14 protein-coding genes and 1 tRNA gene are annotated in these 15,635 nt (G+C 70.8%); 7 read left to right on the forward strand and 8 right to left on the reverse strand.

The features are described 5' to 3' along the window. Positions 1-36 precede the first annotated feature (36 nt). The 6 genes from ACFWXQ_RS22830 to ACFWXQ_RS22855 form a co-directional block, all read right to left on the reverse strand. Positions 37-126, reverse strand: a tRNA-Ser gene (locus ACFWXQ_RS22830). A gap of 503 nt (positions 127-629) precedes the next feature. Next, the gene (locus ACFWXQ_RS22835) at positions 630-893 is read right to left on the reverse strand and encodes a hypothetical protein (RefSeq protein ID WP_383936009.1); all 264 of its coding nucleotides are present in this window, start codon (positions 891-893) and stop codon (positions 630-632) included. Positions 894-1,040: 147 nt separating this feature from the next. Next, positions 1,041-1,760 carry an ABC transporter permease gene (locus ACFWXQ_RS22840; RefSeq protein ID WP_383936011.1) on the reverse strand — a complete coding sequence of 240 codons (720 nt, stop codon included), beginning with the start codon at positions 1,758-1,760 and terminating at the stop codon, positions 1,041-1,043. 9 nt (positions 1,761-1,769) lie between these two features. Next, the gene (locus ACFWXQ_RS22845; RefSeq protein WP_359844183.1) at positions 1,770-2,681 is read right to left on the reverse strand and encodes an ABC transporter ATP-binding protein; all 912 of its coding nucleotides are present in this window, start codon (positions 2,679-2,681) and stop codon (positions 1,770-1,772) included. Then, entirely contained in the window at positions 2,678-3,613 is a 936-nt protein-coding gene (locus tag ACFWXQ_RS22850) for an ABC transporter permease subunit (protein WP_359715437.1), read from the reverse strand. The genes ACFWXQ_RS22845 and ACFWXQ_RS22850 overlap by 4 nt, the downstream gene beginning before the upstream one ends. Further along, positions 3,603-4,589, reverse strand: a complete 987-nt coding sequence (locus tag ACFWXQ_RS22855; RefSeq protein ID WP_055613974.1) for an ABC transporter ATP-binding protein — start codon at positions 4,587-4,589, stop codon at positions 3,603-3,605. Before ACFWXQ_RS22855 ends, ACFWXQ_RS22850 begins: the two co-directional genes overlap by 11 nt. Positions 4,590-4,905: 316 nt before the next feature. Between ACFWXQ_RS22855 and ACFWXQ_RS22860 the strand changes: the two genes are divergently transcribed. The 7 genes from ACFWXQ_RS22860 (at position 4,906) to ACFWXQ_RS22890 (ending at position 12,503) form a co-directional block, all read left to right on the forward strand. Then, positions 4,906-5,787, forward strand: coding sequence for a M24 family metallopeptidase (locus ACFWXQ_RS22860; protein ID WP_383936014.1), 882 nt, complete (start codon positions 4,906-4,908; stop codon positions 5,785-5,787). Continuing rightward, a complete protein-coding gene (locus ACFWXQ_RS22865; RefSeq protein ID WP_383936016.1) occupies positions 5,784-7,538 on the forward strand; it encodes an SDR family oxidoreductase in 1,755 nt (584 codons plus the stop codon). Before ACFWXQ_RS22860 ends, ACFWXQ_RS22865 begins: the two co-directional genes overlap by 4 nt. Further along, positions 7,535-8,458 (forward strand): metal-dependent hydrolase, encoded by a 924-nt coding sequence (locus ACFWXQ_RS22870; protein WP_383936017.1) that lies wholly within the window; start codon positions 7,535-7,537, stop codon positions 8,456-8,458. Before ACFWXQ_RS22865 ends, ACFWXQ_RS22870 begins: the two co-directional genes overlap by 4 nt. A gap of 90 nt (positions 8,459-8,548) precedes the next feature. Beyond that, a complete protein-coding gene (locus tag ACFWXQ_RS22875; protein WP_383936019.1) occupies positions 8,549-9,493 on the forward strand; it encodes a MerR family transcriptional regulator in 945 nt (314 codons plus the stop codon). A 122-nt stretch (positions 9,494-9,615) separates the two neighbouring features. Beyond that, on the forward strand, positions 9,616-10,164 hold the full coding sequence (locus ACFWXQ_RS22880) for an RNA 2'-phosphotransferase (protein ID WP_383936020.1): 549 nt from the start codon (positions 9,616-9,618) through the stop codon (positions 10,162-10,164). Positions 10,165-10,441: 277 nt separating this feature from the next. Continuing rightward, the gene (locus ACFWXQ_RS22885) at positions 10,442-11,356 is read left to right on the forward strand and encodes an LLM class flavin-dependent oxidoreductase (RefSeq protein ID WP_383936022.1); all 915 of its coding nucleotides are present in this window, start codon (positions 10,442-10,444) and stop codon (positions 11,354-11,356) included. A gap of 259 nt (positions 11,357-11,615) precedes the next feature. Next, complete coding sequence (locus ACFWXQ_RS22890; protein WP_383936024.1) at positions 11,616-12,503, forward strand: Cof-type HAD-IIB family hydrolase; 888 nt, start codon at positions 11,616-11,618, stop codon at positions 12,501-12,503. 132 nt (positions 12,504-12,635) lie between these two features. On the opposite strand, the gene ACFWXQ_RS22895 is transcribed toward ACFWXQ_RS22890, so the two are convergent. Both ACFWXQ_RS22895 and ACFWXQ_RS22900 read right to left on the reverse strand, forming a co-directional pair. After that, on the reverse strand, positions 12,636-13,682 hold the full coding sequence (locus ACFWXQ_RS22895; RefSeq protein WP_383936026.1) for a M23 family metallopeptidase: 1,047 nt from the start codon (positions 13,680-13,682) through the stop codon (positions 12,636-12,638). 172 nt (positions 13,683-13,854) lie between these two features. Beyond that, complete coding sequence (locus tag ACFWXQ_RS22900; RefSeq protein WP_383936028.1) at positions 13,855-15,516, reverse strand: GAF domain-containing protein; 1,662 nt, start codon at positions 15,514-15,516, stop codon at positions 13,855-13,857. Positions 15,517-15,635: the final 119 nt, after the last annotated feature.

Genomic DNA, 15,635 nt, shown 5'->3' on the forward strand with positions numbered 1-15,635 from the left:
GCGTCTCGAACGCCGCCGAGTCACAGCGACAGCGTCTGGCGGAGGATGCGTGGATCGAACACGCGCGGGGGGTCAACCCCGACCACGGCTTAGCAAGCCGGTGCCTTACCGCTCGGCCAATCCTCCGGGTGGGCGGCCCGCGCCAATGTGCGCGCTCGAAGCGGCCGCCCCGGGCAGCTCCCCGTGTGGGGCGGACTCGACGGAGGGGTAACTACTCCGGATCCCGCCGGCTGCCCTGCTGGGAGCTCGACGAACTGCTACTGACGGGCATCGTCGCGCTCCTCTCCCGGATCGTGGCGCCGGAGGAACCCGGCGACCTGGACATAACCACTGTGCCCGTACGCCGAGTTGGACGCCACCGAATAAATCACCGGCCGAGCACGGCACCCGGCAGAGCACGGCACCCGTCGGAAGACGCCGCGCGGAGGGTGGCGCCGACGAAGGGCGCCCTACAGGGAACGCCTGCGGAAGGCGCCGAGCGGAAGGTGTCCTGCAGGAGCGACGGGCGGAGGACGCCCGGCCGGGGGGCGCCCGGCCGGGGGGCGCCCGGCCGGGGGGGGCGCCCGGCCGGGGGGGCGCCCGAAAGGGGGCGTCCGGCAGGGCCGGCCGGTGGAAGTCGACCGGAGCGGCTACCGGCGACGCCACCTGCGGCGCCGTGCCTTGCTGAAGAACCAGCCCGCGGGCGGCTCGTCGGAGCGCCAGGGCTGCGGGTCGGGTCCGCCGTCGCGCCAGCGGGCCGCGAGCATCCGGGCGCGCGCGGACGGCTCGGCCGTGTCGGCGGACCGTATGAAGTCGTCGTCCAGGACGAGCTCGTCCCAGTCGTCCTCGGGCGCCCCCTGGCCCTGACCGTCGCCCGGGCCCTGTCCTTCGCTCCGTGGTGCCTGCGCTGCCATCCCCGTTCCTCCTCGCTGTGCATCCCCTCGAGCAAGTGTGCCGTTCTGCGTGTAAAGCCGATCTCAAGATCAAAAGTGGCTCCACGCGCGCGAGCCCCGGAACGTCCGGTCACGCGCGCGTGGAGCCGCCCCGACTCCCCGGAGCGGTTACTCCTCGCCGGCCAGCGTCAGCGACCGCAGCTTCTGCCCGGCGAACCAGGTGGCGGCGACGGTCACCACGACCAGCAGCACCGTCCCCGTGGTCAGCCCGACGTCCGACGTGACGAGGTCGCCGCCGGACACCTTCTGGGCGATGGCGAGGGACCACTGCTGGACGCTGAGCGTGCGTGCCCCGGAGACCAGGGACCCGAAGAGGGTCTCCCAGACAAGGGCGTAGACGAGTCCGAAGACGACCGCATGCCGCGTGATGGTGCCCAGGAGCAGGAACATCGCCGCGTACGCGATGGAGGCGACCAGCGCGGCCACCGTGTAGGCGACGGCGATCTGCTGGCCGTTGCCGTTGAGGATCATTCCCGCGAGGAACGTCGGGATCGCCGAGAACGCCATGGTGACGGCTATGGCGACGATCAGCTTGGTGAAGATGATCGTGGGGCGTTTGACCGGCTTGGCGAGCAGGTAGACGACCGATCCGTCGTCGATCTCGGGGCCGATCGCGCCGGTGCCCGCGATGACGCCGATGATGGGCACCATCGTGGCGAGCGCGAACCCGCCGAGGACGTCCGAGGCCACCTGGTCGTCGGCGCCCGTGAAGGCGCGAACGGCCACGGAGATGACGATCAGCAGGGCGGGCAGGGCGCCCAGGATGAGGGCCCGGCGGCGGCCGAGCAGGCCGCGGTAGGTGAGCCGGGCGACTGTGGGGTCGTACATCTTGGCCTCCTACGCCGCGACGAGATACGAGAAGACGGACTCGAGGGACTCGTCGGACGGCGAGACCGTGAGCAGCCGGATGCCGTGGTCACGGGCCACCCGCGGCAGCAGTGCCGTGAAGCGTGGGAAGTCGACCGCCTGGATGCGCAACGCGCCCTCCTGGAGGTCCACTTCGATACCGGACGTCGACGGGTCGGCGATGAGCGCGGCCGCGAGGGCACGGTCGTCGCTGGAACGCACCAGATAGCGGTGCGGTCGGTCGGTCATCAGACGGCGGATCCGGCGGAAGTCGCCGCTCGCCGCGTGTCGTCCGGCGACGACCACCTCGATGTGCGAGGCGAGCTGCTCGACCTCTTCGAGGATGTGGGACGAGAAGAGGACCGTACGGCCCTCGTCGCCCATGCGCCGCAGCAGGTCCATGAGCTGCATGCGCTGGCGCGGGTCCATGCCGTTGAAGGGCTCGTCGAGGAGCAGCAGGGACGGGTTGTGGACGAGCGCCGAGGCCATCTTCACGCGCTGGCGCATGCCCTTGGAGTACGTGGAGATCTTGCGGTCCTGCGCGTACTCCATCTGGACCGTGGCGAGGGCCCGCTGGGCGGCCTTGTCGCCGAGGCCGTGCAACTCGGCGTTGGCTACGACGAATTCGCGGCCCGTGAGGAAGTCGTACATCGCCTCGCGCTCGGGCACGATGCCGATCTGCTTGTAGATCTGTTCGTTGCGCCAGGTCGCCTGGCCGTCGAGCGTGACGCTGCCCGTGGAGGGGGCCAGGAAGCCGCCCATCATGTTGATGAGGGTGGACTTTCCCGCGCCGTTCGGACCGAGCAGGCCGGTGACGCCGGGGCCGATCGTCATGGTGACGTCGTTGACGGCCACCACGTTGCCGAACCAGCGCGACACGTGGTCGATGGTGAGCGTGGTCACAGTCCGACCTTTCGGTAGCGGCGCATCAGCAGGCCGTAGCAACCGGCGATGAGTCCCAGGGTGACGAGGAGGAAGACGACGCCCTGTCCGGACGAGGGGCCCACCTCGCCGGGGTACGAGGACGACGCGCCGAGGAAGGCGGTCTGTACGCCGTCGATGAGCGTGATGGGTGAGAAGAGGCCGAGCCAGGGGATCGCCGAGGTGCTGTCCTGCGAGTGGGCGATGGCCTGGACGGTGGAGACGGCTCCGTAGGAGATGGTCAGTACGGCGATGACGGCGGCGATGCCGAAGCCGCGCCGGGGCGTGACCGCCGAGATGACCAGGCCGATGCCGGCGAAGAGGAGAGAGAGCAGTGCCACGGAGACGAGCCCTTGTGCGAAACCCTTGGTCTGGTCGGAGAAGTCGAGCTTGGCCAGCAGCGCGCCCACGTACAGCACGAGCAGTGGTGCGGCGGTGAGCATGAACAGTGCCGAGGCCAGCGCCGCGTACTTGGCGCGGACGTAGTCGGCGGTCTCGATGGGGCGCGAGAAGTACAGCGGCACGGTCTTGAAGCGCAGGTCCCTTGAGACGGCCTGCGGTCCCTGGGAGGCGACGTACAGGCCGATGACGGCCTGCATGATGACCGCGTAGCTCGTGTAGTCGACGGGCAGGTCCTTCGCCTTGGTGGCGACGGCGACCGCGACCATGATCAGCGCGGGGACGCACATGACCACGAAGAGCAGCATCGGCAGCACCTTGGACTTCACCGAGCGGCCGAGGCCGTAGGCGCCGCGCAGGGACTGCGAGTAGAGCGAACGGCGGGCGTACGCGCGGCCCAGGCGCGGGCCGTCGTAGTTGCGGTAGCCGATGTTGTGGATCCGGGTCTGCTCGCCCGGGCGGGCCGGGGCCGTGGCCTGGGCCGAGGTCTGTGCCGGGGGCTGCTCAACCGCCATGGCCGACCGCCTCCTTCCGCTGTTCGTCGCCGCCTTGGAGAGCCTGCTCGTCGCTGTCCTTGAAGACCTCCGAGATGTGGTGCCTGCGCTGCTCCATGCGCACCAGACCGAGGCCCAGGTCTGCGACGACGTCCCGTACGACGTCGTACGTCTCCTCGCCCTCCGCCGTGAGCAGGAGGATGTGGCCCGCGCCGGGCAGTCCGCTGCCGTCGTGGGTGTCGATCCCGCGCGCGTGGAGCACGTCGCGCACCGCGCGGGTGCCGTCCGGGTGCTCGTCGGTGTCGGTGACCTCGATCGCGAGTATCGCCGTGCTCTGCGTGAAGTCCGTGGTGGAGCTGGACCGCAGGAGCTTGCCGCCGTCGACGACCACGACGTGGTCGCAGGTGCGTTCCAGCTCGCCGAGGAGGTGCGAGGTGACCAGGACGGAGATGCCGAAGTCCGTGTGGATACGGCGGATCAGGCCGAGCATCTCGTCACGGCCGACCGGGTCCAGGCCGTTCGTCGGCTCGTCCAGGAAGACCAGCTGCGGGTCGTGGACCAGCGCCTGGGCGAGTTTCACTCGCTGCTTCATGCCCGTCGAGTAGCCGCCGATGGGGCGGTAGCGCTCCTCGTAGAGGCCGACGTGGCGCAGCGTGTCCGCGGTGCGCTCGCGGGCCGCCGTCGGAGGCAGGCCGGACATGCGCGCCATGTGGACGACGAACTCGGTGGCCGAGACGTCGGGCGGCAGGCAGTCGTGCTCCGGCATGTACCCGACGCGCTCACGGATGTCGCCGCCCTTGGTGGCGACATCGAGTCCGAGCACTTCGGCGCGGCCCTCGGTGGCGGGGGACAGACCCAGCAGGATCTTGATCAGTGTGGACTTGCCGGCTCCGTTGGCTCCGACGAGTCCGGTCACACCGGGCCCGACGTCCACGGAGAGCCGGTCAAGAGCGGTCACCCTCGGGAACCGCTTGCTCAGGCTTTCGGTCGCGATCACAGTCACATTTCGAAGGTAGTGGCGCAGACCACAGTGGTCGTCAACCCTGGGAGCTGTATCGGCGTCCCTCTCGGGTATTACGGGCCCGTAGGGGTCCCCCTGAGGTCGAACAACCGGCGGCGGACGACCGGCATCACGCGGGGCCCGTCTCGACCCGATTGTCCCCATCGGGTCGGCCGTCGGGGCCGGTTGTCCACAGCGGCCCGGTTGTCCACAGGTCGCGTGCACGCCTATTGACGCAGCCTCCAACAATTGTCACATTCATCAGTGTCAAGTTGCGGGCGTGTACGGCAGTCGGCGTGGGACGGACGGTGGCATGACCTCGGCAGTGGCAGCGGCAACGGCTTCACCAGGGACTTCTTCGGGGAAGGGCGGCGGACCCACCGCGGAACTGCGGGGGTTCAGAGAGGTGCAGCGGCTCACGTACGAATGCGCGGAGGCGGTCGCGGCGCAGCTGAAGCCGGGCGTGACCGAGCGCGAGGCGGCGCGGATGCAGCGCGAGTGGCTGCGCGAGCGCGGCGTACGGGACTGGTTCCATCTGCCCTTCGCCTGGTTCGGGGACCGTACGGCGTTCGTGGACTTCCGGATCCCGCTGCAGTTCTTCCCCACCAACCGGCGCCTGGAGGCGGGGATGCCGTTCATCCTCGACATGGCGCCGGTGTACAAGGGCTTCACCGCGGACATCGGGTACTCCGGCTCGCTGGGGCCCAACCCGCTGCAGGACAGGCTCCTCGCCGACCTGGAGGCCCACCGCGAGCTGATCCTGCGGGAGGTGCGCGAGCGGCGCCCGCTGCGCGAGATCTACCAGGACGTGGACCTGCTCATGGTCCGCCAGGGCTACGCGAACCGGCACCGGGCGTATCCCTTCGGGGTGATCGCGCACAAGGTCGACCGGGTCAGGGAACGGCGCTGGTCACCGCATCTGTTCGGGTTCGGCACGCAGTCGCTCAAGGGCCTGGCGAGCGACGCGATCCACGGTCACCGTGACGGCTGGTCCCCGCTGTGGTCGCCGTACAGGTTCTCCGACCACCCTCCCCGGCCCGGCCTGTGGGCGGTCGAGCCGCACCTCGGATTCCGGGGCACGGGCGCGAAGTTCGAGGAGATCCTGGTGGTCACCAACTCGAAGGACCCCGAGCAGAGCGCCTTCTGGCTGGACGACGATCTGCCGCACGTGCGGCGCTGGGCGGAGGACAAGTGACGCTTGAGGGTGCGCGTGAGCGCTGGGTGCGTACGGGCGGGGTCGAGCTGTGTGTCGCCGAACTGGGCGACCCGGCGCAGCCCACGGTGATGCTCGTGCACGGCTATCCGGACTCCAAGGAGGTGTGGTCCGAGGTCGCCGCTCGTCTGGCCGGGCGCTTCCATGTCGTGCTGTACGACGTGCGCGGCCACGGCCGGTCGTCTGCGCCGCAGCCGCTGCGCGGCGGGTTCACGCTGGAGAAGCTGACGGACGACTTCCTGGCGGTCGCGGACGCGGTCAGCCCGGACAGTCCCGTCCACCTGGTGGGCCACGACTGGGGCTCGGTCCAGGCCTGGGAGTTCACCACGGTCAAGCGCACCGAGGGGCGGATCGCCTCCTTCACGTCGATGTCGGGGCCCTCCCTCGACCACTTCGGACACTGGATCAAGAAGCGCGTGTCCCGCCCGACGCCCCGCAGGGTCGGCCAACTCCTCGGCCAGGGCGCCAAGTCCTGGTACGTGTACCTGCTGCACACCCCGGTACTGCCCGAACTCGCCTGGCGCGGCCCCCTGGGAAAGCAGTGGCCGAAGATCCTGCGGCGGTTGGAGAAGGTCCCCGGGGGCGACTATCCGACCTCGTCGCTGCCCACGGACGCCGCGCACGGCGCCTGGCTGTACCGGGACAACGTACGGGCCCGGCTGCGCAGGCCGCGCGCCGACGCGTACGCACACGCGCCCGTGCAGCTCATCACGCCACTGGGGGACGTGTTCCTGTCGGAGAAGCTCTACGACGAGCTGGAGCTGTGGGCCCCGCAGTTGACGCGCCGCACGCTCCCGGCCAAGCACTGGATCCCGCGCACCCGCCCGGACCAACTGGCCGCCTGGATCACCGAGTTCGTGACCACCACCGAGGGCGGCAGGACCGCACCGGCGGCGACAGGCCCGTACGCCGACCGCTTCGGCGGGCAGTTGGTGCTGGTCACCGGTGCGGGCAGCGGTATCGGGCGGGCCACCGCCTTCGCGTTCGCCGAGGCCGGCGCACGCGTGGTGGCCGTCGACCGGGACGCGGAGAGCGCGGCCCGCACCGCGGAGCTGTCCCGGCTCATCGGTGCCCCTCAGGCCTGGGCCGAGACGGTGGACGTCTCCGACGAGCAGGCCATGGAGAAGCTCGCCGAGAAGGTCGCCGCGGAGTACGGGGTGGTCGACGTCCTGGTGAACAACGCCGGGATCGGCCTGTCCGGCTCGTTCCTCGACACGACCGCGGCGGACTGGCGCACCGTCCTCGACGTCAACCTGTGGGGCGTGATCCACGGCTGCCGGCTCTTCGGGAAGCAGATGGCCGAGCGCGGACAGGGCGGCCACATCGTCAACACGGCGTCCGCGGCCGCGTATCTGCCCTCCCGGACGCTGCCCGCCTACAGCACCTCGAAGGCGGCGGTGCTGATGCTCAGCGAATGCCTGCGCGCCGAACTGGCCGGGCAGGGCATCGGAGTCACGGCGATCTGCCCGGGCTTCATCAACACAAACATCACGTCGACCGCGCGTTTCACGGGGGTCGACGCCGACGAGGAGAAGCGGCGCCAGAAGAAGTCCGCCCGGCTGTACGGGCTGCGCAACTACCCGCCGGAGAAGGTCGCCGAGGCCGTGCTCCGCGCGGTCGTCCGCAACCAGGCCGTGGTCCCCGTGACCGCGGAGGCGCGCGGCGGCCGCCTCATGTCCCGCTTCACGCCGAGAGCGCTGCGCGCGATCGCACGAATGGAGCCACCCCTGTGACCGATGAAGGCACCACCGTGAGCGACCATTACCCGATCACGCCGCGGCGGGTGTCCTTCGACTGGGAGGAGACCCCGCTCCACTGGATACCGGACGAGCCGACCGCGACCCACGTCATCAACGTGCTGCACCTGCTGCTGCCGGCGGGGGAGCGGTGGTTCGTGAAGGTCTTCAAGGAGGGCCTCCCGCTGGTCCGCGACCCCGAACTCCTCAAGGACGTCAAGGGGTTCATGGGCCAGGAGGCGACGCACAGCGTGCAGCACTCGTACGTGCTGGACCACCTCGCCGCACAGGACCTCGACACGGCCGCATACACGAAGCACGTCGACTACCTCTTCCAGAGGATCCTCGGCGAGACCCCGCCGCTCGGCGCACGGATATCGGCCCGGGAGTGGCTGCGCTTCCGGCTCTCGGTGATCGCGGCGATCGAGCAGTTCACGGCCGTCCTGGGCGACTGGGTGCTGGCCGCCGAGGGGCTCGACCGTGCCGGGGCCGACGAGGTCATGCTCGACCTGCTGCGCTGGCACGGCGCGGAGGAGGTGGAGCACCGCGCGGTCGCCTTCGACATGTACCAGCACTGCGGCGGCGAGGGCCTTCCCCGGTATGCGCGCAGGGTCGCCGGCATGGCGGTCACCGCCCCCGTGATGCTGTACATGTGGGCCTGGGGCGCGGCCTACCTCATACGTCACGACCCGCGGCTGGCCGGACGGCTGCGCTACTCGCTCGGCGAGCACAACCGGGCGGTGCGCAAAGGGCTGTTGCCCACGTGGAAGGAGCTCGGCTCCGCCGTGCCGCGCTATCTGCGGCGCTCGTACCATCCTTCGCAGGAGGGCTCGATGCGCAGGGCGGTCGAGTATCTGGCGCAGTCGCCCGCGGCCCGGACGGCGGCGGGGGCGATCGGCAGAGCCGCGATCGGGTAGCGGTTCAGATGGCGGTATCGGGTGGCGGTTCAGATAGCGGTATCAGGTAGCGGTATCGGGTGGCGACGAGGACTCGGGAGGGCGGGGATCGTGGACGACGAGCCGGCCGGCGTCGCGTACCGGATCGAGGACCTGGCGCACCACAGCGGTGCCACGGTCCGGACGATCCGTGCCTACCAGGACCGCGGGCTGCTCCCCCGGCCCGAGAGGCGCGGCCGCGCCAACGTGTACTCGGACACCCATCTGGCCCGGCTGCGGCAGATCGCCGACCTCTTGGACCGCGGCTACACGCTGGCCTCGATCAAGGAACTCCTGGAGGCCTGGGACGCGGGCCGGGGCCTCGGCGGTGTGCTCGGCCTGGTCGCGGAGGTCGACGGGCCGTGGACGGACGAGGAGGCGGTCCGTATCTCGCGGGCCGAGCTCGACGAGCGGTTCGGCGGTCACCCGGACGACACGGCGGTGGCCGACGCCGTCGAGCTCGGGGTGCTCGAACGCGTTCCGGGGAGCGAGGACACGTTCCTCGTGCCGAGCCCCCAAGAGCTGGCCGTGGCAGCGGAGTTGTACGAGGCGGGCGTCCCGCTGTCCGCGATCTCGGGCCATCTGCGGGAGTTGAGGGGCCAGGTGGAGCACATCGCCTCGCGCTTCCTGGAGTTCACCAGCGAGCACGTATTCGCCCGCTATCTCGGCGAGCACCCGCCGACCGACGCGGATGCCGCCGAAGCGGCCGCGCTCGTACGACGGCTGCGGCCGCTCGCACGCCAGACGGTGGATGCCGAACTCGCCCGGGCGATGCGGATGTTCGCCAACCGGCATCTGCGCCGGCACCTCGGTGCGGAGCAGCCCCCGGTGTCTGCGGATGAGACGCGATCCGTGGCCGTCCCCGCGGAGACAATGTCCGCTGTGGAGCGGCTCGTCGGCGCGGAGAACGTTGCCGAGTTCATCGCCGTGGCCGCCGAACGGGAGGTCAGAGCCCGTGCCTTGGACGCGCTCGCCGCAAATCATGCCGACCCTGGGAAAGTTGACGAACCGTCGTAAAGTGTCGGCGAGTTGTCCACAGATTCTCCAACTGACCCTGTGGATAACGCACTTGGCTGTGGATCAAACCTCCGGGTCAAAATCAAATGCGTGACGAGCGTCTCGCCAGGCACTCTGGCGGGATGGACGAAAGACGCACCGTGAAGGTGTCGAAGTACCTCTCGAAGCACCTGCGGCATCAGCCCGAGCGGATCGGGCTCACGCTCGACGAGGCCGGCTGGGTCGAGATCGAGACGCTGATGGCCGCGGCGGCGGCGCACGGATTCCGGTTCACCCGGGACGAACTCGACCACGTGGTCGCGAACAACGACAAGCGGCGCTTCGCGATCGACGGCTCGCGGATCCGCGCCAGCCAGGGCCACTCCGTCGAGGTCGACCTGGGCCTGGCGGCGGCGGCCCCGCCCGCGTACCTCTACCACGGGACCGTCGCCCACAGCCTGGACGCGATCCGCGCCGAGGGGCTGCGGCCGATGAACCGGCACGACGTGCACCTCTCGGCCGACCGCGAGACCGCGACCCGTGTCGGCGCCCGCCGCGGCCGTCCGGTCGTGCTCTCCGTGGACGCCGCCGCCATGCACCGCGACGGCCACGAGTTCCGGGTGAGCGCCAACGGGGTCTGGCTCACGGCCGCCGTACCCCCGCGCTACCTGCGGTTTCCCGCCCCGCACTGAGCGGACGCGGGTCGTCCCGCGGGCCGGCCCGAACCCATCGCAGCGGCTGGCCCGGGTCCATCCCCCTGGGCTTGCCCAGACCTATCGGCGCGGGCTTGCCCGGACCCGCCCCCGCGGGCTTGCCCGGACTCATCGGCGCGGGCTTACCCAGACCCGCCCCGCGGGCTTGTCCGGGGCCCGTCCCCGTGGGCTTGCCCAGACCCGCCCCGCGGGCTTGCATGGGCCCGCCTACCGGCCGTTTGGGGCGTGCCCCGCGGCTCCGCTTAGGCTCTGAGGCATGAGTCTGCGCCTGAGCACCGTGATCCTGCCGTACCTCCGCTGGCACGAGGGAGGGCGTTCCGCCTGGCAGCGCGCCGAGCAGCTCGGGTTCCACACCGCGTTCACGTACGACCATCTGTCGTGGCGGACGTTCCGCGAGGGTCCCTGGTACGGGGCCGTACCGACGCTCACCGCCGCCGCGGGAGCCACCGACCGGCTGCGCCTCGGCACGCTGGTGACCTCCCCGAACTTCCGGCATCCGGTGACCCTCGCCAAGGAACTGATCGCGCTGGACGACATCTCCGGTGGCCGGATCACGCTGGGCGTCGGCGCGGGCGGCAACGGCTTCGACGCCACGACGCTGCTGAAGAGCGGCGAGGAGCCCTGGACGCCGCGCGAGCGGGCCGACCGCTTCGGCGAGTTCGTACCGCTGCTCGACCGGCTGCTCACCGAGGACTCCGTCTCCTACGACGGCACGTTCTATTCGGCGCGCGAGGCCTACAACATCCCCGGGTGCGTCCAGCGCCCCCGGCTGCCCTTCGCGGTGGCCGCCACCGGGCCGCGCGGGCTGAAGCTCGCCGCCGGGTACGGGCAGGCATGGGTGACGACGGGCGACCCGAAGCTGTTCGAGACGGGCACGCCCGAGCAGTCGGTTCAGGCCATTCGCGGACAGGTAGAGAAGCTGGCCACCGCGTGCGAGACGGTCGGCCGTGACGTGAACGAACTCGACAAGGTCCTGCTCACCGGCTTCACCCCGGACCGCGCGCGTCCGCTGGAGTCCCTCGACGCGTTCGTCGACTTCGCGGGCCGGCACATGGAGCTGGGCTTCACCGACATCGTGATCCACTGGCCCGTCGCCGACTACCCGGCCTTCGCCGCGGACGAGAAGGTCTTCGAGCACATCGCGATGGAGGCGGTCGGGCAACTCGGCTGAGATCCTGGACGGGGCTCTGGCGCCTGGCGCTGACGGCTCGCTCCGGCACCTCGTTCCTGAAGCCCGTTCCCGAGGCCCGGTCCCGAGGGTCGTTCCTAAGGCCCGTTGCCAAGGCTGATCGGGCGATCGGGCGGCCGTTTCGACGGACCTTCACCGGGCTCCCTCCAGAATGGCCGCACCACGCCCCTGGACGAACAAAGGTGCAGGTGAGACCAGGCGTCACTCAGATGTGCGGACCGCCGCACGCCCGTGCGCGCATATGCGGGAGAATGAGGAAGTGACCTCAGCGACCCGACGGCCCGGGAACCCGGCCTCCACTCTCCCGCCCCGGCTGATCGCCACGGATCTCGACGGCACCCTGCTGCGCGACGACAAGTCCGTCTCGCCGCGCACGATCGCCGCCCTGGCCGCCGCCGAGGAGGCGGGCATCGAGGTCTTCTTCGTGACCGGGCGGCCCGCCCGCTGGATGGACGTCGTCAGCGACCACGTCCACGGTCATGGCCTCGCCATCTGCGGGAACGGCGCCGCCGTGGTCGACCTGCACGGCGGCCCCGGCGCCCACCGCTTCGTCAAGGTCCGGGAGCTGGCGCGGGAGAACGCGCTCGACGCGGTACGGCTGCTCCGTGACGCCGCGCCGGGCACGGTGTTCGCAATCGAGCAGACGTACGGCTTCTACCAGGAGCCGGCGTATCCGAAGCTGCACATGGAGACCCCCGACACCCTCGCGCCCGCCGAGAAGCTCCTGGCGCCGGACGCGCCCGGTGCCGACGAGCCCGTGCTCAAGATCCTCGCCTTCCACCACGAGATCGCCCCGGACGACTTCCTCATGACGGCCCGCCTGGCCATCGGCGACCGGGCCAACGTCACCCGCTCCAGCCCGAGCGCGCTCCTGGAGATCAGCGGCCCCGGAGTCTCCAAGGCCAGCACGCTCGCACTGTGCTGCGCCGAGCGCGGTATCTCGCACGAGGAGGTCGTCGCCTTCGGGGACATGCCCAACGACGTGGAGATGCTCACCTGGGCGGGCACGTCGTACGCGATGGGCAACGCCCACCCGGACGTGATCGCGGCGGCCTCCGGTCGCACGGTCGCCAACAACGATGACGGAGTGGCCGTCGTGATCGAGCGGATACTCGCGGAGCGCCAGTAGTCGAGCGGACACTCCCGGAGCGCCGGTAGCCGAGCGGACACTCGCCGAGTGCCGGTAAGGGACGGCGTCCTGGCGCCTGCCCCTTACCGCCCCCGCCCGTAGCACCCCCACCAGCCCTCTCCTGGACCCGATCTACAGCCGAACCCCCCGCGTGGCCAGCCACTTCCGTGGATCGACTCCCGATCCCAGCTGAGGCGTCAGGCGTACCTCGAAGTGCAGATGCGGCCCGGTCGAGTTGCCAGTCGTGCCCGACTGGCCGATCCACTGCCCCACGGCGACCCGCCCTCCCTGTTCCACGGTGACGGCGGCCAGGTGGGCGTACTGGGTGTAGTAGCCCCCCGCGTGTTTCACCACGACCTCGATGCCGAACGCGCCGCCGCACGACACCTTCACCACCCGCCCCGCGCCCACCGACCGCACCGGCGTGCCGATGTCCACCGCGAAGTCCTGCCCGGTGTGCCGGCTCGCCCAGCGATCACCGCCGCTGCCGAAGCCCGAGGAGAGTTTGTACGTCTCCACCGGCGCGACCCATTGCTGCGCGAAGCGCGTTCGCGGCTGGTCGAGCCGGACGGCGCCACGGCAGGCGCCGGCCGCGACCGAGGCGTCCGCCTGCCCCTGGAGCGTCCACTGGGCCTCTTCCAGTTTCTTCTCGATGCCCCGCTTGATCTTGGCGAGTTCGCCGTTGCGTCGCTCCAGCGTCTGCCAGGCCGACGCCGCCTTCTCCTCGTCGGCGGCGAGCCGTGCCTCGGCCCGGCGGCTCTTGGTGACGGCGTTGTTGACCGCCAGATCCGCCTGCCAGACGGCACGCTGACCGCGCATCAGCTCCTCGGGGCTCTCCGCGAGCAGCATCTGCGCGGTGTGCGGGAGTCCGCCGCCACTTCGGTACTGGGCGCGCGCGATCCGGCCGAGGTCCCCGTGCAGCGCGGCGATGTCCTGTCGCTCACGCGCGAGGAGCCGCTCCAGCCGCTGCGCCCGGCCCCGCTGCACGTCGGCCTCCCGGCGCCCCGCCTCGTACTGCTGTGTCGCCAGTGAGGCCTCGTCGTACAGCCGCACCACCTCGGCGCTCAGGCCGCCCCGGGTGTCGGCGTCTCCCGCTGCCGTGGTGGGCTGGGCCACCAGAACGGCCGACGCGCACAGCAGCACGGGGACGAGCAGGGGATGGCGACGACGTGAGCGCATGACATGGATCGTGTCGCGCTCGGGCGGCTCCGGTCCTGTTCAAGTCGTACACCTGGGGGACCGGTTGTCTCGGATGGACCACTCCACTGAGCCGAACAGGGGCCTGGTCGACGGAACTTCGGCGGGTCGCCTTGCGTGGCCGCCCGGACCGGCCGACCGCACCCGGGCCGCTTCAGTACGGCGCCTCCCACACCACCGACGCGCCACCCCCATGCTCCCCGCTGCCCGGCCCGTACCAACTGTCCCCGCCCAGCGACTCCGCCCGTCGCGCCAGGTTCTTGAGCCCGCTGCGCCGCCCGCCCTCGGGGATGCCGACACCGTCGTCCGTGACGGTCAGCCGTACGCCGGGCCGCCCGTCCGGCAGTCGTACGGTCGCGTCCACGGTGACGTCGATACGGGTCGCCCCCGCGTGCCGGAAGGCGTTGGACAGGGCCTCGCGGAGGGCCGCGATGAGGTTCTTGGCCGTGAGTTCACCGACCACCATGTCGACGGGACCGACGAAGTGGTGCGACGGCTTGAAGCCGAGCGGCACGGCCGCCATCTTGACCTCGCGCAGCACGCGTGTCCGCAGCCCTGTCGGCACCTCGGCCGGTTCCTGCTGGAGCGCGAAGATGGCGGTACGGATCTCCTGGATGGTGACGTCGAGTTCGTCCACCGCCTTGCCCACGCCCTGCCGCACCTCGGGCACGGCAGACCTCCGCTGAGCGCTCTCCAGCATCATCCCGGTGGTGAACAGCCTCTGGATGACGAGGTCGTGCAGGTCACGGGCGATCCGGTCGCGGTCCTCGTAGACCGCGAGCCGCTCCCGATCACGCTGTGCCTCCGCCATCATCAGCGCCAGAGCGGCCTGCGAGGCGAACTGCGTCGCCAGGCTGCGCTCGGTCTCCGAGAACGGCCGCACGCCCTCCCAGCGAGCCATCACGAGGGTTCCCATGACGCGGCCACCGCTCTGGAGGGGCAGAAGCATCGTGGGCCCGTAGCCGCCGGAGAGGTCGCCGATCATGCGCGGGTCGGTTGCCGCGTGCTCGACGAACACGGCTTCTCCCGCGAGGAGTTCGCCCACCACCTCGTTCTCGGCGGGCACGACCAGGCCCAGCGCCTTCGACGGCCGCTCGGACGACACGGCGACGATCTCCAGACCGCCCTCGGCCGCGGGCAGCAGTACGAGTCCGGCGGCCGAGTCGGAGAGCCGGCGGGCCTGTTCAGCGACCACCTGCAGGGCCTCGTCGGCGTCCCCGCCGGACAGGAGCGCGGTCGTGACGGCCACGGATCCGTCGATCCAGCGCTCGCGCTGCTTGGCGGCCTCGTAGAGACGCGCGTTCCCGATGGCGATGCCCGCCTCCCCGGCCAGCACGCGCACCATGTCGAGGTCGTGGTCGTCGAACGGCTCTCCGCCGCGCTTCTCGGCCAGATAGAGGTTGCCGAAGATCTCCCCCTGCACAGGGATGGGCACCCCGAGGAAGCCACGCATTCGCGGATGGTGCTCCGGGAACCCGCACGACCGGGGGTCTTCCGTCGGCTCCGCGAGCCGCACGGGTTCGGACTCGCGGAGGAGCTCCCCCAGGAGCCCCTCGTGCCCGTCCGGCAGGCGTCCGATCAGCCGGGCCGTCTCCCCGTCGACGCCCTGATACACGAACTCGGCAAGCCCGTCCCCGTCCTCCGCCGCCACCCCGATCGCCGCGTACCGCGCGTCCGCCAGCTCCGCCGCGGTCCCGCAGATCCGCTCCAACGTGGACCGCAGCTCAAGCCCACTCCCCACCGCCCGCATCGCCTCCAGCAACCGCGGCACGTCATCAGAACCCGGGACACCACCGGAACTCGGCACGTCTGGCATACACAGAGCCTAATTAGTCCCTTTTGCGAAGGAAAGCCGAACCCTCCTCACAGAGCGCACGGCAGCCCGGCTTTCTTGGGGGCGCGAGGAACTGCGCGACCAGCCCCCACAGCCCGCGG

Source organism: Streptomyces sp. NPDC058697 (assembly GCF_042715345.1).
Lineage (GTDB): Bacteria > Actinomycetota > Actinomycetes > Streptomycetales > Streptomycetaceae > Streptomyces > Streptomyces liliifuscus.

Bases quoted from the DNA above. Each gene is read 5' to 3' on its own strand.
- ACFWXQ_RS22850 (WP_359715437.1), bottom strand. From the start codon at position 3,613: ATGGCGGTTGAGCAGCCCCCGGCACAGACCTCGGCCCAGGCCACGGCC.
- ACFWXQ_RS22840 (WP_383936011.1), bottom strand. From the start codon at position 1,760: ATGTACGACCCCACAGTCGCCCGGCTCACCTACCGCGGCCTGCTCGGC.
- ACFWXQ_RS22895 (WP_383936026.1), bottom strand. From the start codon at position 13,682: ATGCGCTCACGTCGTCGCCATCCCCTGCTCGTCCCCGTGCTGCTGTGC.
- ACFWXQ_RS22900 (WP_383936028.1), bottom strand. From the start codon at position 15,516: ATGCCAGACGTGCCGAGTTCCGGTGGTGTCCCGGGTTCTGATGACGTG.
- ACFWXQ_RS22835 (WP_383936009.1), bottom strand. From the start codon at position 893: ATGGCAGCGCAGGCACCACGGAGCGAAGGACAGGGCCCGGGCGACGGT.
- ACFWXQ_RS22885 (WP_383936022.1), top strand. From the start codon at position 10,442: ATGAGTCTGCGCCTGAGCACCGTGATCCTGCCGTACCTCCGCTGGCAC.
- ACFWXQ_RS22880 (WP_383936020.1), top strand. From the start codon at position 9,616: ATGGACGAAAGACGCACCGTGAAGGTGTCGAAGTACCTCTCGAAGCAC.
- ACFWXQ_RS22890 (WP_383936024.1), top strand. From the start codon at position 11,616: ATGCGGGAGAATGAGGAAGTGACCTCAGCGACCCGACGGCCCGGGAAC.
- ACFWXQ_RS22860 (WP_383936014.1), top strand. From the start codon at position 4,906: ATGACCTCGGCAGTGGCAGCGGCAACGGCTTCACCAGGGACTTCTTCG.